This window comes from Salmonella sp. FC25216 (assembly GCF_057751355.1).
On sequence record NZ_JBDGON010000002.1, the window covers coordinates 535,553 to 561,512 of the forward strand.

A 25,960-nucleotide genomic window follows, 5' to 3' on the forward strand; every position below is an offset into this window, starting at 1 on the left:
GCGCAGTGTAACAAAAAGCTGGACATTCGTTCAACTTACCGTACGATCCTGAAACTGGACAGGCGTCCAAATTTGATTTTTTGAAGGGAGATTTATGTTTCGTCAGTGGTTAACGTTAGTCATTATTGTACTGGTCTATATTCCTGTCGCCATTGATGCCACGGTCCTGCATGTCGCCGCGCCGACATTAAGTATGACGCTGGGCGCCAGCGGCAACGAGCTACTGTGGATCATTGATATTTATTCTTTGGTCATGGCAGGCATGGTGCTACCGATGGGCGCGCTTGGCGATCGTATCGGTTTTAAACGTCTGCTGATGCTGGGCGGAACGCTCTTTGGCCTGGCGTCATTGGCGGCGGCGTTTTCGCATACCGCCAGTTGGCTTATTGCCACCAGGGTATTACTGGCTATCGGCGCGGCAATGATTGTACCGGCGACGCTGGCCGGGATACGCGCCACCTTTTCCGAAGAGAAGCATCGCAACATGGCGCTGGGCGTCTGGGCAGCGGTAGGTTCGGGCGGAGCGGCGTTTGGGCCGCTCATCGGCGGCATATTACTGGAGCATTTTTACTGGGGATCGGTTTTCCTGATCAACGTGCCGATTGTGCTGGTCGTCATGGGCTTAACCGCCCGCTATGTTCCTCGTCAGGCGGGCCGTCGCGATCAACCGCTCAATCTTGGCCATGCGGTGATGCTGATTATTGCCATTTTGCTGTTGGTCTATAGCGCTAAAACTGCGCTGAAAGGGCATTTATCGCTGGGGGTAATCTCGCTGACCTTACTTATCGGCGCGTTGCTACTGGGACTCTTTATCCGCACACAGCTTGCGACATCGCGTCCGATGATTGATATGCGACTGTTTACCCATCGCATTATCCTGAGCGGCGTCGTGATGGCAATGACCGCGATGATCACTCTGGTGGGCTTTGAGCTACTGATGGCGCAAGAGTTACAGTTTGTCCACGGGCTATCGCCCTATGAGGCCGGGGTATTTATGCTGCCGGTGATGGTCGCCAGCGGATTCAGCGGGCCGATTGCGGGCGCGCTGGTCTCGCGTCTGGGACTACGGCTGGTCGCGACGGGCGGAATGGCGTTAAGCGCGCTGAGTTTTTATGGCCTGGCGATGACGGATTTCAGCACCCAACAATGGCAGGCCCGGGGGCTGATGGCGCTGCTGGGATTTAGCGCCGCCAGCGCATTACTGGCTTCCACATCGGCAATTATGGCCGCTGCGCCGGCAGAAAAAGCGGCGGCGGCCGGCGCTATAGAAACGATGGCTTATGAACTGGGCGCGGGACTGGGCATCGCTATTTTCGGTCTGCTACTAAGCCGTAGCTTCTCCGCCTCTATCCGTCTGCCTGCCGGGCTTGAGGCGCAAGAGATTATCAGAGCGTCATCTTCAATGGGGGAAGCGGTGCAGTTGGCGAATAGCCTGCCGCCGACACTGGGGCAGGCAATACTGGACGCCGCCAGACAAGCCTTTATCTGGTCGCATAGCGTGGCGTTAAGCAGCGCCGGAAGTATGCTTCTTTTACTGGCGGTAGGGATGTGGTTCAGCCTGGCAAAGGCCCAACGCCGATAACATAAAGCCTGGTGAGATAAGTGCTTAATGCGCTAACTGGCAGGGGTAGTCCATTTCCTCAACTTCTTTACCGCTGAGGCGTGCGTATTGCCCCGTCAGTCGCCAGAAGGCAGGTTGGGTTTCGGTATAAATTTCCGCAGCCAGAATCAGCCGACGACGATCAACTTCGTTCAGTTCCAGTAAGGTCCAGGGAATAAAATAGCGATCGGTATCGGTAAGCCGAAACCACAACGGACACCCGCAGCCGGAACAGAAGTAGCGTTTGCCGCGCGAAGAGGATGAAAAGTGTGGTGGTTCCGGGGAAAGGGGGGCTAGCTGTGGTTGCCCGCAGGCTTCCAGATACATGGCTATTCCGCCCGACCATTTTTGACACAGCGTGCAGTGGCAGGCATAGACATCGAGTATTTCGACGTTAACGGTAAAATGGCTCCGCCCGCAAAGGCAACGTCCTGTGAACGTTTGCACGGCATACTCCTTATGACCGGTTCAACATCATGAGAAAAAGCCAGCCCATCATGGGCTGGCCTGGACTTCATTACATCATGCAGGATTAGAACTGGTAGTTCAGACCAACAGCAACGATGTTGTCGGTAGACACTTTAGCCGCTTTGGTGAAATCGCTGTCGTCCAGCAGGTTGATTTTGTAATCAACGAAGGTGGACATGTTTTTGTTGAAGTAGTAGGTTGCGCCGACATCGATGTACTCAACCAGATCCTGGTCGCCGTAAGTACCCAGGTTTTTACCTTTGGATTTCAGGTACGCGATGGACGGACGCAGACCGAAGTCGAACTGATACTGAGCAACCGCTTCAAAGTTCTGGGTTTTGTTCGCGATAAACGCGTCACCAGCTAAATCTTCACCGAAGGTGGTCATGTTCAGCGTTTCGGAGTAAGTGGTCGCCAGATAGATGTTGTTCGCATCATATTTCAGACCGGCTGCCCAGACTTCAGCATTTTTACCCGCGGCATTGAGGTTGCTCGCAGCCTTAACCTGGGTGTTAGTACGGTCAGACTTCGCATAGGTCGCACCTACGCCAAAACCTTCGTACTCATACGTTGCGGACAGACCAAAACCGTCGCCGTTAGCTTCATACGCGCCGTCACGGTCATTTTTGCCCTGGTACTGCGCGGCGAAGTTCAGACCTTCAACCAGGCCGAAGAAGTCAGTGTTACGGTAGGTTGCAACACCAGTAGTACGGCCAGTCATGAAGACGTCAGTTTGTGTCCAGGTGTCGCCGCCGAATTCTGGCAGAACGTCGGTCCATGCGCCGATGTCGTAAGCAACGCCATAGTTACGACCATAGTCGAAAGAACCGTAGTCAGCGAATTTCAGACCAGCAAACGCCAGACGGGTTTTGTCTTTGTCAGCGCCCTGGCTTTCAGTACGGTTGCCTTTGAATTCATATTCCCACTGACCAAAACCGGTTAACTGATCGTTGATCTGCGTTTCGCCTTTAAAGCCCAGACGCGCGTAAGTTTTGTCACCATCACTCGCATTATCATCAGAGAAATAATGCTGAGCATGAACTTTACCGTACAGATCCAGTTTATTACCGTCTTTGTTATATACCTCGGCTGCGTTTACTACGCCTGCTGCCAACAGGGAAGTCACTGCCACTGCCACTAACTTAAGTTTCATTTTAATAGTCCTTATAATTTTCTTAGCGAGTTTCCTCAACCATTGTTAAACGAGGCGTTTGTCAATGGCAGACTATTTTTAAATGACGGAGTGGTATAAGTTCAATAATAAGTTTCATAAGATTACAAATTATTTTAATTTGTGTGATCCAGATCGCCTTAATACATCTGAGAGAATTAATTTAAATAGGGACTGTCTTGTAAAATATATTTTCGGGCGGGATTATTGGTCTGTTTATGGTTTTATTTTTGGTAGTAACAACTGATTATTATATGCACTAATACCGTTGTTAATCAGCGCTAACTATATATTTTATCATATCGATATCATTATATTAACATGTTTAACCATTTTGTAAAATTTGTATTTTTTGCCAGCGCAATCCTGGTACGGCGCAAGGTTAGCACTTAAAAAATAGCAAAACCGTCAAATGAAACAGGCAATATAGATAAAAGCGTAGTTGTGTTATGAAGGGTGTCAAGTTGCAGCGGGTCGATTTTATATCAACATCGGCCCGCCTGTCGCTATCAGCCCCGGCGCGTTGCCAGCCAACAAAGTAGCGAGCCTACGCATACCATGACTGCGCCTTGCCAGAAAGAGAATGACAGCGGTGAGCTGAGTAACAGCGCAGCCAGAGCAGAGGACATGACTGGCGTAAAATAAGACCCTACGGCCATGATAGTGACATTGCCATGAAGTATACCCACATTCCATGCCGCGTAGGCAAATCCTAACGTTAATGCCGCGGTAAAAAGTTTAGCAATCACTGGCAGGCTAAATATCATGGCAGGTTGCGGCGTAAGAAAATAGTGGAACCACAGCGCCACGGCGGTGAGTAACACAAAGACGGTGATACCGTTAAAACCACGCGCATATTTATTTGTGACTGTGCAGTACGTCGCCCATATAAACGCACCAAGAAATGCCAGTAAATAACTTAGCGGACTGCTGGCGACATTGCTGACAATTTCTCCTGGATTAAGACCATTCTCACCTCCAAGAACCCAGCAAACGCCAGCAAGTGCGATAAGTAATCCTGGAACAATAAGCCAGTTAGTTTTTTGTCCATTAAAAAGAATGGCAAACAGAATAGTCAGGCTGGGCCATAAATAGTTAACCATGCCTACTTCGATAGCCTGATGGCGAGTGGCGGCATAACCGAGAGAAAGCGCCAGGCATATTTCGTAACTGACAAACAATACGCTGCCTGCGATGAGGTATCGACCCGGGAAACGACGGATATCAGGTAATCCGACAGTAAAAATCAGCAGCAGGCCGCTTAACGAATAGATCATGGCCGCGCCGCCTACCGGCCCGAGACCTTCGCTGACGCCGCGAATTAACCCAACCATCGTGCTCCACAGAACGATGGCGACAAGCCCTATTAGCGTTGCTTTTTGTGATGTCATGCTTTGTTACTGTCCTGAATACCGCGCTAAATAAGCTGCCACTTATAGCACTTTTCCCGAGGGTGATACCATGCCGCGTCATTTTTTAGTACCTCCCTGGAGTTATTGCGCTTTAAAAATAGGGCTATTTAGTAGCGGAACCGTTTCAATATTGATTTGACGCAAAAAAGTTATCGATTTTACTGTTAGTTTCCTCGCGAAGTTATACGCGCATCCTGGATTGAGGTCTTGATGCAGTTCGATGGATGTGTGCATCCCTGGAAAAAAGAGGAAAACAATGGACGTCAGCCGCAGACAATTTTTTAAAATCTGCGCGGGCGGTATGGCGGGAACAACGGTGGCCGCGCTGGGTTTTACACCTAAAATGGCCCTGGCTCAGGCGCGAAACTATAAGCTGTTGCGCGCGAAAGAGATTCGTAACTCCTGCACATACTGTTCCGTAGGTTGTGGGCTATTAATGTATAGCCTGGGCGATGGGGCAAAAAACGCGAAAGAAGCGATTTACCATATTGAAGGCGATCCGGACCATCCGGTAAGCCGTGGTGCACTGTGTCCGAAAGGGGCCGGTTTGCTCGACTATGTTCACAGTGAAGATCGTCTACGCTATCCGGAATACCGCGCGCCGGGGTCCGACAAGTGGCAACGCATTAGCTGGGATGACGCTTTCACGCGGATTGCCAAATTAATGAAAGCCGACCGTGATGCCAATTTTATTGAAAAGAATGAGCAGGGCATCACGGTTAACCGCTGGCTCTCCACCGGGATGCTGTGCGCCTCAGCGGCCAGCAATGAAACGGGTATGCTGACGCAGAAGTTTGTGCGTTCTCTCGGCATGCTGGCGGTAGACAACCAGGCGCGCGTCTGACACGGACCAACGGTAGCAAGTCTTGCTCCAACATTTGGTCGCGGTGCGATGACCAACCACTGGGTGGATATTAAAAACGCTAACGTCGTGATGGTGATGGGCGGCAATGCCGCAGAAGCGCATCCGGTGGGTTTCCGCTGGGCGATGGAAGCGAAAAATAATAACGATGCGACACTGATTGTCGTTGATCCACGCTTTACGCGTACGGCGTCGGTGGCGGATATCTATGCGCCAATACGTTCCGGTACGGACATTACCTTCCTGTCCGGCGTTTTGCTGTACCTGATCGAAAATAACAAAATCAACGCTGAATACGTTAAGCATTACACCAACGCCAGCCTGCTGGTGCGGGATGATTTTGCCTTTGATGACGGCCTTTTCAGCGGCTATGACGCCCAAAAGCGTCAGTACGATAAATCCTCCTGGAACTACCAGTTCGATGAAAACGGCTATGCCAAACGTGATGAAACGTTGACGCACCCACGTTGTGTGTGGAATCTGCTGAAACAGCACGTTTCGCGCTATACGCCGGAAGTCGTGGAAAACATCTGCGGTACGCCGAAAGCGGACTTCCTGAAAGTGTGTGAGGTGTTGGCTTCTACCAGTGCTCCGGATCGCACTACCACTTTCCTGTATGCGCTGGGCTGGACGCAACATACCGTCGGGGCGCAAAACATCCGTACCATGGCGATGATCCAATTGTTGCTCGGCAATATGGGGATGGCTGGCGGCGGTGTGAACGCCTTGCGCGGCCACTCTAATATTCAGGGCTTAACGGATTTAGGGTTGCTCTCCACCAGCCTGCCTGGTTATCTGACGCTGCCGTCGGAAAAACAGACCGATCTGCGAACTTATCTGGCAGCGAATACCCCTAAAGCGACGCTGGCCGATCAGGTCAACTACTGGGGTAATTATCCTAAGTTCTTCGTCAGCCTGATGAAATCTTTCTATGGCGATGCGGCGCAGAAAGAGAATGAGTGGGGCTTTGCCTGGCTGCCTAAGTGGGATCAGTCCTATGACGTGATCAAATATTTCAACATGATGGATAGCGGGAAAGTCACCGGCTATTTCTGTCAGGGCTTTAATCCCGTAGCGTCCTTCCCGGACAAAAACAAAGTGGTGCAAAGCTTAAGCAAACTGAAGTATCTGGTTGTTATCGATCCGCTGGTGACTGAAACCTCAACGTTCTGGCAGAACCACGGCGAATCTAATGATGTCGATCCGACAACGATTCAGACCGAAGTCTTCCGTCTGCCGTCTACCTGTTTTGCGGAAGAGGATGGCTCTATCGCTAACTCTGGTCGCTGGCTACAGTGGCACTGGAAAGGTCAGGATGCGCCGGGCGAAGCGCGTAACGACGGCGAGATTCTGGCCGGTATTTACCATCGTCTGCGTGAAATGTATCGCGCAGAAGGTGGTAAAGGCGCCGAACCACTACTGAAGATGAGCTGGAACTACAAGCAGCCGGATGAACCGCATTCGGAAGAAGTGGCGAAAGAGAACAACGGCTATGCGCTGGAAGACCTCTATGACGCCAACGGTACTCTGCTTGCCAGGAAAGGCCAGTTGTTGGATAGCTTTGCCCTACTGCGCGATGACGGTACAACATCCTCCTCCTGCTGGATTTATACCGGTAGCTGGACGGAGCAGGGTAACCAGATGTCCAGGCGTGATAACGCCGACCCGTCAGGACTTGGCAATACGCTGGGCTGGGCGTGGGCGTGGCCGCTAAACCGTCGCGTATTGTATAACCGCGCCTCGGCGGACCCGCAGGGCAAACCGTGGGATACGAAACGGATGCTGATCCAGTGGAACGGCGCGAAGTGGACGGGGAACGATATTCCGGACTTTAACAACGCGGCGCCGGGTAGCGGGACCAATCCGTTTATCATGCAACCGGAAGGGCTGGGACGTCTGTTTGCTATTGATAAGATGGCGGAAGGACCGTTCCCGGAACACTACGAGCCAATGGAAACGCCGCTGGGCACTAACCCACTGCACCCGAATGTGGTCTCGAACCCGGCTGCGCGTCTGTATGAAGAAGATGCGCTGCGCATGGGTAAGAAGGAACAGTTTCCGTACGTGGGTACGACTTACCGACTCACTGAGCATTTCCATACCTGGACCAAACATGCGCTACTTAACGCTATCGCTCAGCCAGAACAGTTTGTGGAGATCAGTGAGACGCTGGCGGCAGCGAAAGGTATTGCTAACGGTGACTATGTGAAGGTGAGCAGTAAACGCGGGTTTATTCGCGCGGTCGCGGTGGTAACTCGTCGAATTCGCACGCTGCATGTCAACGGTCAGCAGGTTGAAACGGTGGGTATCCCGATTCACTGGGGCTTTGAGGGGGTCGCGCGCAAAGGCTATATCGCCAATACACTGACGCCAAATGTCGGTGATGCAAACTCGCAAACGCCGGAATATAAAGCGTTTTTAGTTAACATCGAGAAGGCGTAGGGGAGGCGAACATATGTCTATGGAAACGCAGGACATTATTAAACGGTCTGCAACAAACGCCATCACGCCGCCTCCGCAGGCGCGTGATTACAAAGCCGAAGTCGCGAAACTGATCGACGTCTCCTCCTGTGTCGGCTGTAAGGCCTGCCAGGTGGCCTGTTCTGAATGGAATGACATTCGTGATAACGTCGGCCATTGCGTCGGGGTGTACGATAACCCTGCCGATCTCAGCGCCAAGTCCTGGACGGTGATGCGCTTTACCGAAACCGAGCAGAACGGCAAGCTGGAGTGGCTGATTCGTAAAGATGGTTGTATGCACTGTGAAGATCCGGGCTGCCTTAAAGCCTGTCCATCTGCCGGGGCTATCATCCAGTACGCAAACGGGATTGTTGATTTTCAATCTGAACACTGTATCGGCTGTGGTTACTGTATCGCCGGGTGTCCGTTTAATATTCCGCGCCTCAACAAAGAGGATAACCGCGTTTATAAATGTACGCTCTGCGTCGATCGCGTCAGTGTGGGCCAGGAACCGGCCTGCGTCAAAACCTGCCCGACCGGAGCTATTCACTTCGGCACCAAAAAAGAGATGCTGGAACTGGGCGAGCAACGCGTGGAGAAGTTAAAAGCGCGCGGCTTTGAACATGCCGGTATCTACAACCCGCAGGGCGTCGGCGGTACGCACGTGATGTATGTGCTGCACCATGCCAATCAGCCGGAGTTGTACCACGGCTTGCCGAAAGATCCGCAGATCGATACTTCAATCAATCTGTGGAAAGGGGCGCTAAAACCGCTGGCCGCAGCGGGCTTTATCGCCACTTTCGCCGGTCTGATTTACCACTACATCGGTATTGGCCCGAATAAAGAAACGGACGACGATGAGGAGGATCATCATGAGTAAGTCGAAAATGATTGTGCGCACGAAATTTGTCGACCGCGCCTGTCACTGGACGGTGGTGATCTGCTTCTTCCTGGTGGCGCTATCGGGGATTTCGTTTTTCTTCCCGACGCTACAATGGCTGACGCAAACCTTCGGCACGCCGCAGATGGGACGTATTTTGCACCCGTTCTTCGGTATTGCCATCTTCATCGCGCTGATGTTTATGTTCGTGCGTTTCGTCCACCACAACATCCCGGATAAAAAAGATATTCCGTGGCTGAAAAATATTGTCGAAGTATTGAAAGGCAATGAGCATAAGGTGGCGGATGTCGGCAAATACAATGCCGGACAGAAGATGATGTTCTGGTCAATTATGAGCATGATTTTTGTGCTGCTGGTGACTGGCGTGATTATCTGGCGTCCGTATTTCGCACAGTATTTCCCAATGCAGGTGGTGCGTTATAGCCTGTTAATTCATGCGGCGGCGGGCATTATTTTAATGCACGCGATCCTCATCCATATGTATATGGCATTTTGGGTGAAAGGCTCGATTAAAGGCATGATCGAAGGGAAGGTCAGCCGTCGCTGGGCGAAGAAACATCATCCACGCTGGTATCGTGAAATCGAGAAGGCGGAAGCGAAAAAAGAGAGCGAAGAAGGCATTCGATAATGCTTTCACGCTCTGATAAACAAGGCGCTATCCCGGTAGCGCCTTGTTTTCATCTGCCTGATGGCGCTGGGCGCTTATCAGGCCTACTGGCGATTACAGATGCCTGGTACGCCATATTTAACCACTCTTCAGGACAGCCAGACGCTACTGGCAAATCGTTTAACGACGGAAATCGATGACCATACGACCACGAATTTGTCCCTGTTCCATCTCTTTAAAAATAACGTTGATATCTTCAAGCGGACGTAAAGCGACTTTTGGCACGACTTTTCCTTCCGCCGCGAACTGGAAGGCTTCGGTCAGATCCTGACGTGTTCCCACCAACGAACCGACAACCTGAATGCCATCCAGCACCAGGCGAGGGATATCAAGGTTCATGGCTTCTGGCGGCAGACCGACTGCCACCACGCGGCCTCCGGCGCGAACGGCATCTACCGCGGAATTAAACGCCGCCTTAGCGACCGCGGTAACCACCGCTGCGTGCGCGCCGCCGGTTTTTTCCTGTACAATTTTAGCCGCATCTTCCGTGCGTGAATTAATGGTCAGATCTGCGCCCATTTCCTCGGCCAGTTTCAGTTGTCCATCATTGACATCAATGGCGATCACTTTCGCATTGAAGACGTTTTTCGCGTACTGCAATGCCAGATTACCCAGACCGCCCAGACCGTAGAGGGCAATCCACTGGCCGGGTTTAATATGAGAAATCTTCACCGCTTTATAGGTGGTAACACCCGCGCAGGTAATACTACTTGCCGCCGCAGAGTCCAGACCTTCCGGTACTTTCACCGCATAATCCGCGACGACAATACACTCTTCGGCCATGCCGCCATCTACCGTGTAACCGGCATTTTTCACGTTGCGGCATAAGGTTTCATTGCCCGTATTGCAATACTCACAGTGTCCGCATCCTTCAAAAAACCACGCGACACTCGCGCGATCGCCGGGTTTCAGGGAGGTGACGCCGGGACCGACTTCCTCCACGACGCCAATGCCTTCGTGTCCCAGAATAACGCCGGTTTTATCACCGAAATCTCCGTTTTTCACGTGTAGATCGGTATGGCATACGCCGCAGCACTCCATTTTCAGCAAAGCTTCACCGTGGCGAAGGGGACGCAGCGTTTTCTCAGTAACATCAACCTGATGATCTTGTGTGACAACAGCAGCTTTCATAACCTTCTCCTTATCATAATAGTGAACTGCATAGCAGGTAAGGTGCTATTACCTCTTTAGGATTAATATTTCTGATGAGTTATGCAAGGTGGTAGAAATACAATGTAATAGTTTAGCCAGGATTTTCCTAATAAATCCCCGTTCAATACATAAAGGTAGCTAATGTTAGTGGCTTGACAAATAAGCAGGGTAAGGAATTCAGCGCGGATAAGCGGCGTGTCGGCAGACTCGCTAAAACTAAGGAAGAAAGTGATATCCGGCGGCATTCACCGCCGGGTGCGCATTAAATGGAAGTGCGACGGTAGTCGCGGTATTCCGCTTTCCAGAAGTTATCGTCAATCGCCTGTTGCAGTGCTTCTGCAGAGGTTTTCACCGCTACACCTTGTTGCTGCGCCATTTTGCCTACGGCAAAAGCAATAGCGCGCGACACGACCTGGATGTCCTTAAGCGCTGGCAACACTAATCCTTCGCCGTTATTCACCAGCGGAGAATGTTTCGCCAGCGTCTCACTGGCTGACATCAACATTTCGTCGGTAATGCGCGACGCACCGGAAGCGATTACCCCCAGGCCAATGCCGGGGAAAATATAGGCGTTATTACATTGTGCGATCGGATAAACCTTATCTTTCCAGATGACCGGCGAGAATGGGCTTCCGGTTGCCACCAGCGCGTTGCCTTCCGTCCAGGCGATAATGTCCTGTGGCGTGGCCTCCACACGAGAGGTGGGATTAGAGAGCGGCATGACGATCGGGCGAGGGCAATGCTTATGCATCTCGCGGATGATCTCTTCAGTAAAGAGCCCGGTTTGGCCGGAAACCCCGATCAGGATATCCGGCTTCACGTTACGCACCACATCCAGTAGCGACAGTACGTCATTCTCGGTATCCCAGTACTGGAGATTGTCGCATTTCTGCACCAGTTTTGTCTGGAACGGCAATAAATTAGGCATTCGGTCCGTCAACAGGCCGAAGCGATCGACCATAAAAACTTTCTGCCGGGCGGCATCTTCGCTTAAACCTTCACGCTGAGTCTGCGCGATGATCTGTTCGGCAATTCCACATCCGGCGGAACCCGCGCCGAGAAACACGATTTTTTGCTCGCTAAGCTGACTGCCGGCAGCGCGGCTGGCGGCGATCAACGTGCCGACGGTCACGGCTGCGGTGCCCTGAATATCATCGTTAAAGGAGCAAATATCATCACGATAGCGCGCCAGTAGCGGCATTGCGTTTTTCTGCGCGAAATCCTCAAACTGAAGCAGGATATCTGGCCAGCGCTGTTTAACAGCCTGAATAAACTCATCGACAAACGCATAATACTCATCGTCGATAATGCGCGGATGACGCCAGCCCATATAAAGCGGATCGTTGAGTAACTGCTGATTGTTGGTGCCGACATCCAGCACAACGGGAAGGGTATAAGCCGGACTAATGCCGCCGCAGGCGGTGTATAATGACAGCTTACCGATAGGGATACCCATCCCGCCGATGCCCTGATCGCCAAGCCCCAGAATCCGCTCGCCATCTGTCACCACAATGACTTTAATATTGTGGTTAGGCACGTTCTGCAAAATATCATCCATATTGTGACGATTCTGATAAGAGATAAATACGCCGCGCGCCCGACGATAAATCTCAGAGAAGCGCTCACAGGCCGCACCTACTGTTGGGGTATAGATAACCGGCATCATCTCTTCAAGATGGTTCTGCACCAGTCGATAAAAGAGCGTTTCGTTGGTATCCTGGATGTTACGCAGGTAAATATGCTTATCGATTTCCGTTTTAAACCCCTGATACTGGAGCCAGGCGCGCTCGGCCTGTTCTTCAATCGACTCGACGACCTCTGGTAGCAGTCCTAACAAATTGAAGTTGCGGCGCTCTTCTACGCTAAAAGCACTACCTTTGTTTAACAGGGGAAATTCCAGCAATACAGGGCCAGCGTAAGGGATATAAAGGGAACGCGCTTTCTTGGTTGTAGTTTCCATGTCACTCACTCTTTTTCGAATAACTGTCCCTGGCACCGTCGTTTATCATCATATATTGCCTTTCCACCAGGGAGTCGGCCCTGAGTATAAAGCATTGTGAGACGTTAAGGTCATTCCTATAAACAAAAACACCATTGCAGATGCAATGGTGTTTAACGTCATTTCAGGACTGTACGATTACTTTTGGCTATCGGCGCGGCGCTTTCTGCCGGTTGGATTATTCACCACGCTGCTGGTGTCGCCTTCAGTAACAACCTTACGCTGGTTGGATATTCTGTAATCCAGCCCAAGTATATGACGAGCCTGACGGTTCGATTTCATGTTAACTCCTCAATCCTGTTGCTAGTTTTAAGGACAAATTCGCTTACGCGAAAGAAACGTAACCCCTAAGGTTGCCGTTACAGCATAGCAGGTTTTACAGAGTCGGGTGCTGCCCGCTCACCACATAGTTGATGGTCTGCTGATAGATGTCACTGAGAATGTCATTGTCGGAAGCCTCAACCCATTTGGTCAGCTCCATTAAAATATCATCTTCGGTGACAACGCCTAACTCCGCGCGTAATCCTTGTTCAATTGCGTTGACCAGGGCCGGTTGTGCTGCTGAGGTATTTGCTGAGTGATAAGTAAACATATAATGCCTCCGTGAAGATGTATTTATTTAGTACGGCTCGCAGAAAATTAATTCGTATTCAGCATGGCAAATATTGTTGCGACTGTGGTTAAGATTAGTCCTGGAATTATTTTTACGCAAGGCAGTTCTGTTAATTATTTACCGCGACAGGAAATGTAATGCGCTTGTTAAAGTGAGTTTTTAATTACATACCCTCATGCAAATAGCAGCTATTGTATATATATTTAAAATGCCACTTTTAATATTTTTACCTTTAATTACAAAGAGATGCGGCAGGCGTTAATGTGAATGAAAATATACAAAAAGAAATATTCTTCGAGGAAAACAAGTAAGGGTAAAAGAGGGAATATATTCTTTAAAGAAGAGTGAAGCTGTTGGTATAATATACATAAACAAAAAGCATAACGTCATTTTCTATATCTGAAATGCGGGTGCTTGACAACATCCATCAGCAGATCAACTCAGATTATCAGGATGGTCTATACTTTCCTTTTTGAGCCAACAGGAGAGCAGAAATGACAATCCATAAGAAAGGTCAGGCACACTGGGAAGGCGACATTAAACGAGGTAAGGGGACAGTATCAACAGAAAGCGGCGCCCTTAACCAACAACCGTATGGCTTTAATACACGTTTTGAAGGCGCGCAGGGTACCAACCCGGAAGAGTTAATTGGTGCCGCGCACGCGGCCTGTTTCTCTATGGCGCTGTCGTTAATGCTGGGCGAGGCAGGGTTTACGCCGACATCGATTGACACTACCGCTAACGTATCGCTGGACAAAGTGGAGGCGGGTTTTGCCATCAGCAAAATTGCGCTACAAAGCAATGTCGCCGTACCGGATATTGATGACGCCACGTTCGAGCAAATTATCCAGAAAGCGAAAGCCGGATGCCCGGTTTCGCAGGTACTGAACGCCGAAATTACCCTCAACTACCAGCTTAACGCCTGATAACTCCATCAGCCCGGTAACGAATCTCGTTTATCGGGCTGTGGAATATCGCTTTTTCTCCCTCTCATTTTCTTCACGCTATCGGGCGTTAAGAGTACACAGAGCGGATGAAAATGTATCAGACGTCAGGAACCTCGAGAAGCGTCTTCTTACCGTGTCTTTGTTGGTATTCATTACAGGTGTTAATCATTTTCTTTGCAGCTCCTTTTAGTAAAGAAAGCATTAAATCATCATAATCAACGTAGAATCTGGTTGTTTCGGTTTCCGTTTTTATCTCCCCAATTGCTGCTATTTCGGTGGCTAATTTCAATTTTGCCGCATCGATATCTTTATTCGCTTGTTTCACTGTAGCCGATAAGGTAGTAAAGAAACTTTGCACTGCTTTTAGCCTGTTATTCAATTCTGGAATCAGTTTCCCTTCAATCACGCCAGCAGCAATAGAATAGGAAATAATTAATCCAAACGGACCGGCGACTATGCCGGCTGCAGCACCGGCATAAGCTTCCTTACGAATTTTATCCACCTGTGACTGGAAATAACTGCTTTTTTCCGAGAAATCATTGGTTAACTGGCTATCTAATGCCAGCAGTTTTCCGGAAGCGGTGTTGAAACTTTGTGAACTTACCAGGAGAGATTTTTGCGCTTCATTCAGTTTCTTGACGCCATCATCTAATATTCTAATGAGAATATCTTTCTGGGCTGATGCTTTCTTCTCATTATATTCATCAAATAGTAAAATATACGCTGTGAGTAATTGCGTCGCGACACCACACCATTCATAAACAGTTTGTGTCGCTTCAAAATACTTATCCTGGCTGTCCATAAGCAAAACTTTAATATCACCGACTAAAACAGAAGCTGCCTGTGAATACTCATGTTTAAAACGGCTTAACTCTTTTATGGTTTCATCAAAGGTCTTCCAGGGGATGACCTGGTCGAGGTACTTGTTATAAAGATCTAATGCCCCATCTGCGGTTTCGATCGCGCTTTTAACTACCTCTACAGTTTGATTTGCAAATATTTCAGTCATAATCATTTGCCTCTTTAAATATATAAATTGTAATTAAGCTCCTGTTTTATAACTTATTCTTACCTATTACCTCCAGACAGCTTTTGTAGCTTAAGTTAACATTCCAGAAGCTGGAAATACTGGCAGCTTCCTACTTATCTACGCAGGGCGCGATTACTCTGCTGCATTTTCTCCAGAATACGACCAAAAGAAACTGTTTTGCTTCCTACTTTCACCATCCCATCTTCCGGCAAGTAGCTAAATTTGACGTACAGCATATTGTTGCTGGTTTTATCTTTTTGCTTCATAGCCAAAATGGCTTGCTGTAATGCTTTTAGGTCGGAGGGGATCCCCGCCGCATCGGTGATATCGGAACCGGGCACAAATTTCGATACCTGATCAACAGTTTGAGTCAATATATCCTGTAGCGGAAATAAGCCGGTAAAACGTTGTTTGGGCTTATATTTTGTCACTCCCATATAAATATCAGGTAGATCTTTAATGTGGTTTTCAATGCCGCGAGTTTTATTTTGCAACATAAATTCGCTAATCTCTACCGGAGAGCCGATCAATACCAGCGGTTTCACTCCTGCACCTTTTTCGGAAAAGAGATAGTTGTTATTGCTGCTTTTTACTGCTTTCTGCAACTCGCCACGATCCACGATTAAACTGTAATATTTACCCTCTTTCACAACAGGTTTGGGTTCACGCCACATATTGATATCGCTAGCTTGTGCCATACTGGATACCATCATGTAACCGAAAAACGCCAATGTTACGGATAGTTTCATTAACTTTACCTTTTTAATTAGCCAAAAAAAATAGCACTCATAAAAAGTATAAAGACGTGGTTGCAACAAAACGTAAACGTCGCTCACTTCACCGATAATCATTTATTTATCTTAATTATGTAAATTCCCCTCCCAATAATACCTGAATTATTATCTTTTGGATTCAACTGCTTGCAGTTATAGTGCTAAATAACAATAAATCTACTGGAAGTATACCGTTTGTGTACGAAAGGTGTTTTTTATGCTTACGGAAACCTGAAATTGTCCGACTATCTGTAAATGCTATGAAATTGTATTGTAGATCCGATTGCGCCCGATGCTGATGACTACCGGGGCAATAGTGTTTGGTTTAGCCCTGCTACTGTTCGCCAGCGGCGTAGACGCCGCAAGCCGTTTTGGCCTGGGGCTGGTGATTGCTTCCGGGATGCTGACAGGCACTCTGTTTACGATGTTTGTTCTGCCCACCGTTTATGTCTGGCTGGCGCGCGATTGCGCCGTTGCGACGGCATGTCAGAGCGAAGTTCCCTTTCATCAGCTCAACGCAGTGCATACCACGTCATTTGCTGTTGTCGTGGTATACTTTTTCGTCCTAAGATCTGCTCGCCATGTTGCTTTATTCATCAAACATCAAAATCAGTCAACGTAAATATCAATAATAGCCATATCACGCGTCGTAGTCTTTATTCCTGGGAGTGGAGGGGTATTATTTCTTCGTTCTACATTAACGGGTTAACGCGCAGATGTAGAGGTTATTTATATAATTACTGGAGTAACAACAATGAATAAATTCTCCCTTGCTACAGCAGGTATTATCGTGGCAGCGCTGGTAACCAGTGTTAGCGTGAATGCGGCAACAGATACCACTAAAACAAATGTTACGCCTAAAGGGATGAGCTGCCAGGAGTTTGTAGACCTCAATCCGCAAACTATGGCGCCAGTCGCTTTCTGGGTGCTGAATGAAGATGAAGATTTTAAAGGTGGGGACTACGTTGATTTCCAGGAAACCGAAACGACAGCGGTGCCATTAGCCGTTGAACTTTGTAAGAAAAACCCACAGAGTGAATTAAGCAAAATAAAAGACGAAATCAAGAAAGAACTCTCAAAATAAGAGTAAACTGATATTAAAACCCGGCAAGTGTGTCGGGTTTTGACGTTTGTGACGCTGTCACAAATAACATCTTCCATTTCTTCTACCAATTGCGCGGTATTGCACTATTTTCATTAGAGCCCTTTCAATATGGAGATCTAATGAAAACCTTACCGCTGGCACTCTTTATCATTCCTTTTCTGACCGGATGCGGCGCCAATAATACGCCGCCTAAAACGCCTGTCCCGGGTGAAAAAACCTCTACCAAATTACGTACCCTGGAAACAGGCGCGGCGGCTATTCAATCCCGACCTCCTGTCGATGCCATCAGTACCTACCTTGACGGGTTCCATTTTTATAGCGGTGATAAAAACGGACAGATGGAGGCCCACCATTACGTTACCGTCCTGAATGAAGATGTAATGCAGGCGGTAATTTACGACGGCAATACTAAAAACGCGCGCCTGATGGGGGTGGAGTACATTATCAGCGAACGTTTATTTAAAACGCTTCCACCCGAGGAGAAAAAACTGTGGCACAGCCACCAGTACGAGGTGAAATCCGGCAGCCTGGTGGCACCTGGCTTACCGCAGGTCGCTGATAAGGCGTTAATGAGTAAGATTGTTAATACCTACGGTAAAACCTGGCACACCTGGCATACTGACCGGGATAAAACCCTGCCGATGGGTATCCCTGCGCTGATGATGGGCTTTACTGGCGAAGGGCAGCTTGATCCGGCACTGTTGGCCGATCGCGATCGCCGTCTGGGGATTGATACCCAGGCCATTAAGCACGCGCGGCAGGATCTGCCAGCGCACCCCGTCATTAAGGGCGCTAACGCCTGGGAGCAGGGGGAAATTATCCAGCTACAACGTGTTCAGGGTTCTGGCGAACACGGGCGAGGTGATACCGCGCATTTCGGCACATCTGAGCAATCCCGACAATAATTCCACGGTTTACTACAGGCGGATACGAAAAAGACCAACCATTAAGTGACAGTGTCACGTAAAAATTAACCCCATAGTCTATGCTTGTTTTTCGGATGCTGTAGAGGTTATGGGTTAAACGGAGCGACAAATGAGTTCAAAAATTTTTTGCAAAAGCTGGGGGGCTGAATATATCGCCGCTGATGTTGTCCGCTTTCGTCTTTGGGCCACCGGTCAGCAAAAGGTTATGCTCCGGCTTGCTGGTAAAGACCAGGAAATGCGGGCGAGCGGTGACGGCTGGTTTACGCTGGACGTCTCCGGGGTGACGCCAGGTACGGAGTATAACTTTGTACTCAGCGATGGCATGGTAGTCCCCGATCCGGCTTCCCGCGCCCAAAAAACTGACGTCAACGGTCCGTCATATGTGGTTGATCCAGGCAGCTACGCGTGGCGCAACACCGGGTGGAAAGGTAGCCGTTGGGAGCAGGCCGTGGTGTACGAGATGCATACAGGCACGTTCACTCCGGAAGGCACCTTCCGCGCCGCAATAGCGAAGCTGCCTTATCTCGCTGAACTCGGCGTTACCGTTATTGAAGTGATGCCCGTTGCGCAATTTGGCGGCGAGCGCGGCTGGGGCTATGACGGCGTACTGCTTTATGCGCCGCATTCTGCCTATGGGACGCCGGATGATTTCAAGGCGTTTATTGACGCGGCGCATGGGTATGGTCTTTCCGTCGTCCTGGATATTGTGCTGAACCATTTCGGCCCGGAGGGAAATTATTTACCGCTATTGGCGCCGGCGTTTTTCCACAAAGAGCGCATGACGCCGTGGGGAAATGGTATCGCCTATGATGTCGACGCCGTGCGGCGCTATATCATCGAGGCGCCATTATACTGGCTGACAGAATACCATCTCGACGGTTTACGCTTTGACGCTATCGATCAGATTGAAGACAGTAGCGCCAAGCATGTGCTGGTTGAAATCGCACAACGTATTCGGGAAGACATTACCGACAGACCCATTCATCTGACCACCGAAGATAGCCGCAATATTATTTCCCTGCATCCCCGTGATCAGGATGGCAATGCGCCGCTGTTTACCGCCGAATGGAATGACGATTTTCATAATGCCGTCCACGTTTTTGCGACCGGAGAGACCCATGCCTACTACAATGATTTTGCTGATGCTCCGGAAAAACACCTCGCAAGAGCGCTGGCCGAAGGATTCGCTTATCAGGGAGAAATTTCACCACAAACCGGCGAACCTCGCGGCGTAAAAAGTACCGGACAACCCCCAGTCGCCTTTGTGGATTTTATTCAGAATCATGATCAGATTGGTAACCGCGCCCAGGGCGACAGACTGATAACCCTGGCAGGCGCTGAACGAACAAAAGTATTGCTCGCCACGTTGCTGCTTTCACCGCATATTCCGCTACTTTTCATGGGCGAAGAGTATGGCGAGAGCCGTCCTTTTCTTTTTTTTACCGATTTCCATGGGGATTTAGCCCGCGCCGTTCGCGAAGGTCGCGCAAAAGAGTTTGCCGATCATGCGGGTGAGAATGTTCCGGACCCGAATGCACCAGAGACCTTTCAACGCTCAAAACTTAACTGGAAGCAACAGCACAGTGAAGAGGGTAAAGCGTGGCTGGCGTTTACCCGCGAGCTACTGCTTTTGCGCCAGAAGCATATCGTGCCGCTTTTGTTCGCTGCCCGTGAGAGTTCAGGAACCGTATTGCAAACCGCGCCCGGGTTTATTGCCGTCAGTTGGCATTTTCCGGGAGGAACGCTGTCGCTGGCGCTGAACATTAGCGCCACGACGGTATTGCTGCCCGATTTACCGGGTAAGACCCTCTTCGCCTGGCCTAATGAATCCACCGGGTCGCTTTCCCAACATTCTCTTATTGTCCGCTTAGCCCAGGGAGAGTCCGCATCATGATCCCAACTGCAACGTATCGCCTTCAGTTTCGCAATGGCATGACCTTCGATCGCGCTGCGGCGCTGGTGCCTTACCTTAAAAATCTGGGTATCAGCCATCTTTATGCCTCACCAATCTTTACCGCCACCAAAGCGTCAACGCATGGTTATGATGTTACCAATACGAATGAGATTGAGCCTTCTATTGGCGGGCGCGAAGGATTTGAACGACTGGTGGCCGAGCTTAAAGCGCAAGGTCTGGGATTGATCATTGATATTGTGCCTAATCACATGGCCAGCTCGCTGGAAAACGCCTGGTGGCGCGACGTGCTTGAATATGGCAAGGAGAGTCGTTACGCGCGCCATTTCGATATTGACTGGTCGCGCCGACTGACGCTGCCTTTTTTAGGTGACACGTTTGACGCCGTACTGGAAAACGAAGAAATTACGATCAAGCCCGACCCCGCTACGGGTAAACCCGCGTTCGCCTATTATGAAAATTATTACCCGCTTGCTCCGGCGACGTGGCAGGGGCGTGAGGCTGAAATACTGGCACTTACCGATAAGGCCGCCATTGCTGATTTGCATGAGCGCCAGCCGTGGAAATTAATGTCCTGGCGCGATGCCGCTCACTCGCTCTCGTATCGGCGTTTCTTTGAGGTAACAGGGCTGGTGGGAATGCGGGTGGAAGATAAAACCGTCTTCGACGATGCACATCGGCTGATTCTGGAGCTGGTCAGAACGGGAGCGGTCGACGGTTTACGTATCGACCATATCGACGGCCTTGCCGATCCGAAAGCCTATCTTGCGCGTTTACGTCAGGCAGTGGGGCCGACGTGCTATATCACCGTGGAAAAAATTCTCGCTAAAGGCGAGCAACTTCCTGATGACTGGCCGGTTTCCGGCACCACAGGCTATGAATTTATCGCCTCGCTGGCGGAGGTGCTGGTTGACGATGAGCAGATCAACAATCTGCGCCAGGCTTACGAGACCGTAAAAGGCACGCCAGTGGATATGCGGGCGGAATTACGGGCGGCTAAACTGCTGATGGTCGATCGCAATTTCGAGGGGGAATTTACCCGGCTGCTCGTGCTTGCGCTGTCGATTGCCAGAGAGCTACAGATTGCACAGGAAGAGAGCGTCGTTCGGCAGGCATTACGCGAGTTATTAATTGCCTTTCCCGTATATCGCACTTACGGCACGGCAGAAGGACTACCGCCGACCGATATTTGCCTGTTACACCGTATTGTGGAGCGGGTAAAGACGCTTGAAAACCCTCCGCAGCCAGATGCGCTTACACTTCTGAGCCGTCTTCTTACCGGCGATGTTCCCACCTCCAGCCAGGAGGAGGCGACACAGTTTCGCGTTCGGTTCCAACAACTCACCGGTCCGCTGATGGCGAAATCGGTAGAGGATACGCTTTTCTTTCGTCAAAACATGGGGCTGGCGTTAAATGAAGTCGGTGCCGAGCCCGTCGCGCATCACTTTTCCATCGAACGTTTTCACCATGAGATGAAAACCCGACAGGCGCGACAGCCTGATGCGTTATCCGGTACCTCGACCCACGATACCAAGCGCGGCGAAGATGCGCGAGCACGCCTGTATACGCTTACCGAAGCGCCGGAGCAGTGGAGCGAATGCCTTGCCCGCTGGCGGCAGATGAACCAGACCCATGTCAAATTTTTGAATGATGGCACTGCGCCAAAATCGGCGGATACGTGGATGTTATATCAGGCGCTGACCGGCGTCTGGCCCCCGATGCTAAACCCCCAGGACGAAACAGGTTTAAACGCGCTGAGAACACGCTTTGAAGCCTTTGTGGAGAAAGCGTTACGTGAAGCGAAGCTGCGTACCGATTGGGTGGACAGTAATGAGGCTTACGAAACGGCAATGCTTGATTACGCCCGTTATTTACTGGCGCCGGATAATCAGACATTTTTGCAGGACTTTTATCGTTCCTTGCAACCCTTCATCCGCGCAGGACTGGTTAACAGCCTGACGCAGACCGTTATCAAATTAACCGCGCCGGGAGTACCTGATATCTATCAGGGGAGCGAGGCGTTGAATTTTAGCCTTGTCGATCCCGACAACCGCCGCGAACCGGATTTCGCCACGCTGGCGCAGCAGTTAGACCAACTGGCGCCGAGTGTTTTCTCGCGTGAAGAAAGCTGGCTGAACGGACAGGTGAATCAGTATGTCACCGCCGCATTACTGCGTCTGCGTCAGCAGAATCATGATCTATTCCGTTTTGGCGAATATGTGCCGTTGCGGGCTGTTGGTCAGCGCGCCGACAAGGTCATCGCTTACGCCAGAGTCAATCATAATGACGCGCTGATTGTCGTTGCGCCCCGGCTGGTGTTCGCCGAATGTGACGGCTTATTGTCGCAATCACACGTCGGTTTTTGGGCAGGAACCGACATTATTATACCCGGACAACTTAATCAGCGTCGTTATCGCAATGCGCTTACCCAAGAGAGGTTAACGCTTGATGAACACCTGTCGTTGGCCTCACACCAGGGCGGCGTACTGGTTTTAATGAGCGACTGAGTTTATGTGTTGATGTGCCGTTACAGGACAACTTTTACCGTGGGTGGAGAAAGAGAATGACAACAAACAGGACTTTTGAAATCAGATCAGGGTACAGCCATACGCTTGGCGCGAATTATGACGGCGAAGGCGTGAATTTCGCTATTTTTTCCGCCCATGCGGAACGCGTCGAGCTTTGTCTTTACGATCCGAGCGGGGAACATGAAATCGCTCGTCTGGAGTTACCGGAATATACCGACGAAATATGGCACGGCTATGTCCCGAATTTGCAGCCCGGCACGCTGTATGGGTACCGCGTTTACGGTCCTTATGACCCGGAAAATGGTCATCGTTTTAACCCCAATAAGCTGCTTATTGACCCTTATGCCCGTGAGCTGGTGGGCGATATTCACTGGAACGATGCGCATTTCGCGTATCAATTACTCCATGACGATAAAGATTTGACCTTTGATGACCAGGATAGCGCGCCATTTACGCCTAAATGCCGGGTGATTGATCCGGCTGAGGCTAACTGGGAGGACAGCCAACGGCCTTCCATACCGTGGTCGAACGCCATTATTTATGAAACGCATGTAAAAGGCTTTACCCAGCTTAATTCCGCGATCCCTGAGCCTCTACGCGGTACGTTTGAGGGTATGGGGCATAAAGCCAGCGTGGATTACATTAAAAGCTTGGGTATTACCTCCGTCGAGCTTTTACCCGTTCACTGGTTCCCGGACGATCAGCATCTGCTCGATAAAGGTTTGAAAAATTTCTGGGGATACAACTCGCTTGGCTTTTTTGCGCCGGCGACGCGCTACTATGGTCCAAAAGGTATTCAGGGATTCCGCGATATGGTGCGCGCTTTCCATGATGCCGGTGTCGAAGTGATACTGGACGTGGTCTATAACCATACGGCAGAAGGGAATGAGCTTGGCCCCACGCTGTCATTTAAAGGTATCGATAACTTTTCTTACTATCGCACTATGCCCGATCAGCATCGCTATTACATTAACGATACAGGGACAGGTAATACCGTCAATACCTCTCATCCGCGGGTACTGCAAATGGTGATGGATTCCCTTCGCTATTGGACGGAGTCAATGCATGTCGACGGTTTTCGTTTTGATTTGGGCACCATTCTTGGACGTGAGCCGGAAGGCTTTGATCAGCGAGGCGGCTTTTTTGATGCGGTAACGCAAGACCCGGTGCTGGCAAAACTGAAACTGATTGGCGAACCCTGGGATATCGGACCGGGCGGCTATCAGGTTGGCGGTTTTCCACCGGGGTGGGGCGAATGGAATGATAAATACCGGGATACGGTACGCGAATACTGGAAAGGTGACAATGTCACAAATGATTTTGCCGCACGCCTGCTGGGGTCCGGCGATCTCTACGATTTGCGCGGCCGTCGCCCCTGGTCAAGCGTAAACTTTATCACCGCCCATGATGGCTTCACTCTGAACGATCTGGTGTCTTATAACGACAAACATAATGAAGCCAATGGCGAAGATAATAATGACGGGCATAATGATAACCGCTCCTGTAACTATGGCGCAGAAGGGCCAACCGACGATGAAGGCATCAATGCGATACGCGAGCGACAGAAACGCAATTTCCTGACCACCTTGCTTTTCTCGCACGGCACGCCGATGTTATTAGCGGGCGATGAGTTTGGTCGCAGTCAGATGGGCAATAACAATGGCTACTGTCAGGATAGTGAAATATCGTGGGTCCACTGGGATAATTTGCCGGAAACCGCCAATGCGCTACGGGAGTTTACCCGTCATCTGATTCAACTGCGCGCCACGCAGCCGTTGCTGCGTCGGGAGAGCTGGCGTGACGGTCTGGAGATCCGCTGGTTTAACGCCGGGGGAGGACCGCAGCAATCCGAACAATGGGATGAGGGATCGACGATAGGCGTATGCATTAGTCGTCCCGATCTCCAGCCGGAAGCGGGGATCTGGCATGACGCCTTACTGCTTTTCAATCCGTTTGAAGGCAGCGTACCGTTCCGTATTCCGATGTGGGGAGAGGGCGGCTGGGTGCTTGAGCTGACGACTGACGATGACGCGCAGCAGGGAATGCGGATTACCGAAGAGATAGATTTCGATCTGGCCGGGCGCAGCATCGTGTTATTCAGACGCCCCTGATACTGAAACTGCGCTCCAGACCCAACCGGCCTTTATGGCCGGTTTTTTTACTGCCACTCAGGCGATATCATGTCGCAGAAATAACACCGTTCTCCGTTTACCGTCCAAAATTTCATCCGCCTGTTGGTGCTCCTTTGATTGACTTCACCGAGATTCGCTTCAGGCCGTCTATTGCCATTTCAAGGTAGGTACGGGGACATCCCAGATTTAAACGGATAAATCCGCTGCCCGCCGGGCCAAAGCCGCTGCCCATTGAAGGGGCGATACCCGCGACATCCGCCATCACCCATTTTAGCTGTTCGTCATCCAGTCCCAGTTTTTTACAATCCATCCATAATAAATAGGTTCCCTGCGCCGGGACAATTCTTGCCCAGGGAAGATGCTCTGCCGCCTGTTCAACAAACCAGCGGCGATTTTCCGCCAGGTAATCCAGTAGTGAATCCAGCCATTGTCTGCTTTCATTCCATGCAGTAGTCGCCGCCTGAACGGAGAGGGCATTAAAGACGTCCAGCCCATGAGCGTCCAGACGAGATAAGAATCGCTGGCGAAGCGTAGGATCGGGAATGAGAAAGTTAGAAATTCGCAGCGACGATAAGCCAAACGTTTTGCTGGCCGCAGTGGCGGAGATGACCCGTTTATGCCAACGCTCCCCTAAATGCAGTACCGAGGTAAAGGTTTCTCCGGGCAACAATAGATCGGCCCATATCTCATCCGAGATGAGGGTGACATCATAAGTCTCACATAATAAAAGCAGTTGCTCCAGTTCGTTGGCCGACCAGCAACGCCCGGTTGGATTATGTGGATTACACAAAATCATCAGCGGAGGGCGTTCATGGCGAAACAGCCTTTCCAGTTGGCAAAAATCCATCTGGTAGCCTTCGTCCGGCGACTCGCTAAGGGGATTCTCCAGCAGTTTTCTACCATTAAGCGTGATTATTTTGGCGAAGGAGCCATAGTATGGCCCCTGTACCACTACGCCGTCACCTGGATGCGTTAACATTTGCACTAAGAGTGCCAACCCTGGTACGACGCCTTCCACGCTGCATACCCATTCCTGTTTTAGCGTGAGCTGGTGGCGTGACAAAAACCAGTGAAGCAGGGCGTTAAAGTATGCCTCATCACGTTCGCTATAGCCAAATACGCCGTGCTCGATTCGCTGATGCAATGCCGTCTGAACCTCAGGCGGGCAGGCAAAATCGAAATCAGAAACCCACATCGGTAGCAGTTTGCCGGCGCCGTCGCCAAAGTGACGCTCAATAAAATCCCACTTTACCGAACCAGTATTGTTGCGATTGATAATCTGGTTAAAATCCATCTTGTTTC

Annotated in this window: 20 protein-coding genes and 1 pseudogene; 11 read left to right on the forward strand and 10 right to left on the reverse strand. The window is 50.3% G+C overall.

Annotation, left to right across the window (positions count from 1 at the left end; translation table 11 throughout):
• The first annotated feature begins 94 nt into the window (after positions 1 to 94).
• Entirely contained in the window at positions 95 to 1,582 is a 1,488-nt protein-coding gene (gene smvA / locus AC3G3F_RS05975) for a methyl viologen efflux MFS transporter SmvA (RefSeq protein ID WP_488394634.1), read from the forward strand.
• Between the two features lie 24 nt (positions 1,583 to 1,606).
• Here smvA and AC3G3F_RS05980 read toward each other — a convergent pair whose 3' ends face one another.
• From AC3G3F_RS05980 to yddG, 3 genes are all read right to left on the reverse strand, one after another.
• Complete coding sequence (locus AC3G3F_RS05980) at positions 1,607 to 1,987, reverse strand: GFA family protein (protein ID WP_077944564.1); 381 nt, start codon at positions 1,985 to 1,987, stop codon at positions 1,607 to 1,609.
• A 145-nt stretch (positions 1,988 to 2,132) separates the two neighbouring features.
• Complete coding sequence (gene ompD / locus AC3G3F_RS05985; protein WP_023249394.1) at positions 2,133 to 3,221, reverse strand: porin OmpD; 1,089 nt, start codon at positions 3,219 to 3,221, stop codon at positions 2,133 to 2,135.
• A gap of 527 nt (positions 3,222 to 3,748) precedes the next feature.
• Positions 3,749 to 4,630: an aromatic amino acid efflux DMT transporter YddG gene (yddG, locus tag AC3G3F_RS05990; RefSeq protein WP_023249393.1), complete on the reverse strand. Its 882-nt coding sequence runs from the start codon at positions 4,628 to 4,630 to the stop codon at positions 3,749 to 3,751.
• Positions 4,631 to 4,907: 277 nt separating this feature from the next.
• Here yddG and fdnG point away from each other — a divergent pair, with 277 nt between their 5' ends.
• From fdnG to fdnI, 3 genes are read left to right on the forward strand one after another with little or no spacing between them, the layout of a single operon-like run.
• Positions 4,908 to 7,955, forward strand: a complete 3,048-nt coding sequence (gene fdnG / locus AC3G3F_RS05995; RefSeq protein ID WP_488394636.1) for a formate dehydrogenase-N subunit alpha — start codon at positions 4,908 to 4,910, stop codon at positions 7,953 to 7,955.
• Between the two features lie 13 nt (positions 7,956 to 7,968).
• Positions 7,969 to 8,853, forward strand: a complete 885-nt coding sequence (gene fdxH, locus AC3G3F_RS06000) for a formate dehydrogenase subunit beta (RefSeq protein WP_000061599.1) — start codon at positions 7,969 to 7,971, stop codon at positions 8,851 to 8,853.
• Positions 8,846 to 9,502 carry a formate dehydrogenase-N subunit gamma gene (gene fdnI, locus AC3G3F_RS06005; RefSeq protein WP_023249391.1) on the forward strand — a complete coding sequence of 219 codons (657 nt, stop codon included), beginning with the start codon at positions 8,846 to 8,848 and terminating at the stop codon, positions 9,500 to 9,502. Before fdxH ends, fdnI begins: the two co-directional genes overlap by 8 nt.
• 159 nt (positions 9,503 to 9,661) lie before the next feature.
• Here the strand turns inward: fdnI and adhP are convergent, their stop codons facing one another.
• From adhP to bdm, 4 genes are all read right to left on the reverse strand, one after another.
• Positions 9,662 to 10,672 (reverse strand): alcohol dehydrogenase AdhP, encoded by a 1,011-nt coding sequence (adhP, locus tag AC3G3F_RS06010; protein WP_053509701.1) that lies wholly within the window; start codon positions 10,670 to 10,672, stop codon positions 9,662 to 9,664.
• A gap of 283 nt (positions 10,673 to 10,955) precedes the next feature.
• On the reverse strand, positions 10,956 to 12,653 hold the full coding sequence (locus AC3G3F_RS06015; RefSeq protein WP_023249387.1) for an NAD-dependent malic enzyme: 1,698 nt from the start codon (positions 12,651 to 12,653) through the stop codon (positions 10,956 to 10,958).
• 177 nt (positions 12,654 to 12,830) lie between these two features.
• Positions 12,831 to 12,974, reverse strand: a complete 144-nt coding sequence (gene sra, locus AC3G3F_RS06020) for a stationary-phase-induced ribosome-associated protein (protein ID WP_000841559.1) — start codon at positions 12,972 to 12,974, stop codon at positions 12,831 to 12,833.
• A gap of 94 nt (positions 12,975 to 13,068) precedes the next feature.
• Positions 13,069 to 13,284 carry a biofilm-dependent modulation protein gene (gene bdm / locus AC3G3F_RS06025; RefSeq protein WP_000495700.1) on the reverse strand — a complete coding sequence of 72 codons (216 nt, stop codon included), beginning with the start codon at positions 13,282 to 13,284 and terminating at the stop codon, positions 13,069 to 13,071.
• 515 nt (positions 13,285 to 13,799) lie between these two features.
• Between bdm and AC3G3F_RS06030 the strand changes: the two genes are divergently transcribed.
• Complete coding sequence (locus AC3G3F_RS06030; RefSeq protein WP_023249386.1) at positions 13,800 to 14,231, forward strand: OsmC family protein; 432 nt, start codon at positions 13,800 to 13,802, stop codon at positions 14,229 to 14,231.
• Between the two features lie 118 nt (positions 14,232 to 14,349).
• Here AC3G3F_RS06030 and hlyE read toward each other — a convergent pair whose 3' ends face one another.
• Together hlyE and AC3G3F_RS06040 are read right to left on the reverse strand one after the other, a co-directional pair.
• The gene (hlyE, locus tag AC3G3F_RS06035; protein WP_023249385.1) at positions 14,350 to 15,261 is read right to left on the reverse strand and encodes a hemolysin HlyE; all 912 of its coding nucleotides are present in this window, start codon (positions 15,259 to 15,261) and stop codon (positions 14,350 to 14,352) included.
• Between the two features lie 134 nt (positions 15,262 to 15,395).
• Positions 15,396 to 16,031 carry a hypothetical protein gene (locus AC3G3F_RS06040; RefSeq protein ID WP_024149762.1) on the reverse strand — a complete coding sequence of 212 codons (636 nt, stop codon included), beginning with the start codon at positions 16,029 to 16,031 and terminating at the stop codon, positions 15,396 to 15,398.
• 301 nt (positions 16,032 to 16,332) lie between these two features.
• Between AC3G3F_RS06040 and AC3G3F_RS06045 the strand changes: the two are divergent.
• The 6 genes and pseudogenes from AC3G3F_RS06045 to glgX form a co-directional block, all read left to right on the forward strand.
• A pseudogene (locus tag AC3G3F_RS06045) lies at positions 16,333 to 16,521 on the forward strand (efflux RND transporter permease subunit); the annotation flags it as partial.
• Positions 16,522 to 16,809: 288 nt separating this feature from the next.
• The gene (gene hdeB / locus AC3G3F_RS06050) at positions 16,810 to 17,139 is read left to right on the forward strand and encodes an acid-activated periplasmic chaperone HdeB (RefSeq protein ID WP_001032161.1); all 330 of its coding nucleotides are present in this window, start codon (positions 16,810 to 16,812) and stop codon (positions 17,137 to 17,139) included.
• Between the two features lie 140 nt (positions 17,140 to 17,279).
• Positions 17,280 to 18,065, forward strand: a complete 786-nt coding sequence (locus tag AC3G3F_RS06055; protein ID WP_267286462.1) for an OBAP family protein — start codon at positions 17,280 to 17,282, stop codon at positions 18,063 to 18,065.
• Between the two features lie 130 nt (positions 18,066 to 18,195).
• Entirely contained in the window at positions 18,196 to 19,980 is a 1,785-nt protein-coding gene (gene treZ, locus AC3G3F_RS06060; RefSeq protein ID WP_053529076.1) for a malto-oligosyltrehalose trehalohydrolase, read from the forward strand.
• Positions 19,977 to 22,505, forward strand: coding sequence for a malto-oligosyltrehalose synthase (gene treY / locus AC3G3F_RS06065; protein ID WP_488394638.1), 2,529 nt, complete (start codon positions 19,977 to 19,979; stop codon positions 22,503 to 22,505). The genes treZ and treY overlap by 4 nt, the downstream gene beginning before the upstream one ends.
• A gap of 56 nt (positions 22,506 to 22,561) precedes the next feature.
• Positions 22,562 to 24,637 (forward strand): glycogen debranching protein GlgX, encoded by a 2,076-nt coding sequence (gene glgX / locus AC3G3F_RS06070; protein ID WP_023249378.1) that lies wholly within the window; start codon positions 22,562 to 22,564, stop codon positions 24,635 to 24,637.
• Positions 24,638 to 24,749: 112 nt separating this feature from the next.
• On the opposite strand, the gene AC3G3F_RS06075 is transcribed toward glgX, so the two are convergent.
• Positions 24,750 to 25,952, reverse strand: coding sequence for a MalY/PatB family protein (locus AC3G3F_RS06075; RefSeq protein ID WP_053529078.1), 1,203 nt, complete (start codon positions 25,950 to 25,952; stop codon positions 24,750 to 24,752).
• Between the last annotated feature and the right edge of the window lie 8 nt (positions 25,953 to 25,960).

Excerpts from the sequence above, each read along its gene's own strand:
- hlyE (WP_023249385.1), bottom strand. The coding sequence starts at position 15,261 with ATGACTGAAATATTTGCAAATCAAACTGTAGAGGTAGTTAAAAGCGCG.
- glgX (WP_023249378.1), top strand. The coding sequence starts at position 22,562 with ATGACAACAAACAGGACTTTTGAAATCAGATCAGGGTACAGCCATACG.
- fdxH (WP_000061599.1), top strand. The coding sequence starts at position 7,969 with ATGTCTATGGAAACGCAGGACATTATTAAACGGTCTGCAACAAACGCC.
- AC3G3F_RS06040 (WP_024149762.1), bottom strand. The coding sequence starts at position 16,031 with ATGAAACTATCCGTAACATTGGCGTTTTTCGGTTACATGATGGTATCC.
- treZ (WP_053529076.1), top strand. The coding sequence starts at position 18,196 with ATGAGTTCAAAAATTTTTTGCAAAAGCTGGGGGGCTGAATATATCGCC.
- smvA (WP_488394634.1), top strand. The coding sequence starts at position 95 with ATGTTTCGTCAGTGGTTAACGTTAGTCATTATTGTACTGGTCTATATT.
- AC3G3F_RS06055 (WP_267286462.1), top strand. The coding sequence starts at position 17,280 with ATGAAAACCTTACCGCTGGCACTCTTTATCATTCCTTTTCTGACCGGA.
- treY (WP_488394638.1), top strand. The coding sequence starts at position 19,977 with ATGATCCCAACTGCAACGTATCGCCTTCAGTTTCGCAATGGCATGACC.
- yddG (WP_023249393.1), bottom strand. The coding sequence starts at position 4,630 with ATGACATCACAAAAAGCAACGCTAATAGGGCTTGTCGCCATCGTTCTG.
- AC3G3F_RS06030 (WP_023249386.1), top strand. The coding sequence starts at position 13,800 with ATGACAATCCATAAGAAAGGTCAGGCACACTGGGAAGGCGACATTAAA.
- hdeB (WP_001032161.1), top strand. The coding sequence starts at position 16,810 with ATGAATAAATTCTCCCTTGCTACAGCAGGTATTATCGTGGCAGCGCTG.
- sra (WP_000841559.1), bottom strand. The coding sequence starts at position 12,974 with ATGAAATCGAACCGTCAGGCTCGTCATATACTTGGGCTGGATTACAGA.
- fdnI (WP_023249391.1), top strand. The coding sequence starts at position 8,846 with ATGAGTAAGTCGAAAATGATTGTGCGCACGAAATTTGTCGACCGCGCC.
- AC3G3F_RS06015 (WP_023249387.1), bottom strand. The coding sequence starts at position 12,653 with ATGGAAACTACAACCAAGAAAGCGCGTTCCCTTTATATCCCTTACGCT.
- adhP (WP_053509701.1), bottom strand. The coding sequence starts at position 10,672 with ATGAAAGCTGCTGTTGTCACACAAGATCATCAGGTTGATGTTACTGAG.
- ompD (WP_023249394.1), bottom strand. The coding sequence starts at position 3,221 with ATGAAACTTAAGTTAGTGGCAGTGGCAGTGACTTCCCTGTTGGCAGCA.
- bdm (WP_000495700.1), bottom strand. The coding sequence starts at position 13,284 with ATGTTTACTTATCACTCAGCAAATACCTCAGCAGCACAACCGGCCCTG.
- AC3G3F_RS06075 (WP_053529078.1), bottom strand. The coding sequence starts at position 25,952 with ATGGATTTTAACCAGATTATCAATCGCAACAATACTGGTTCGGTAAAG.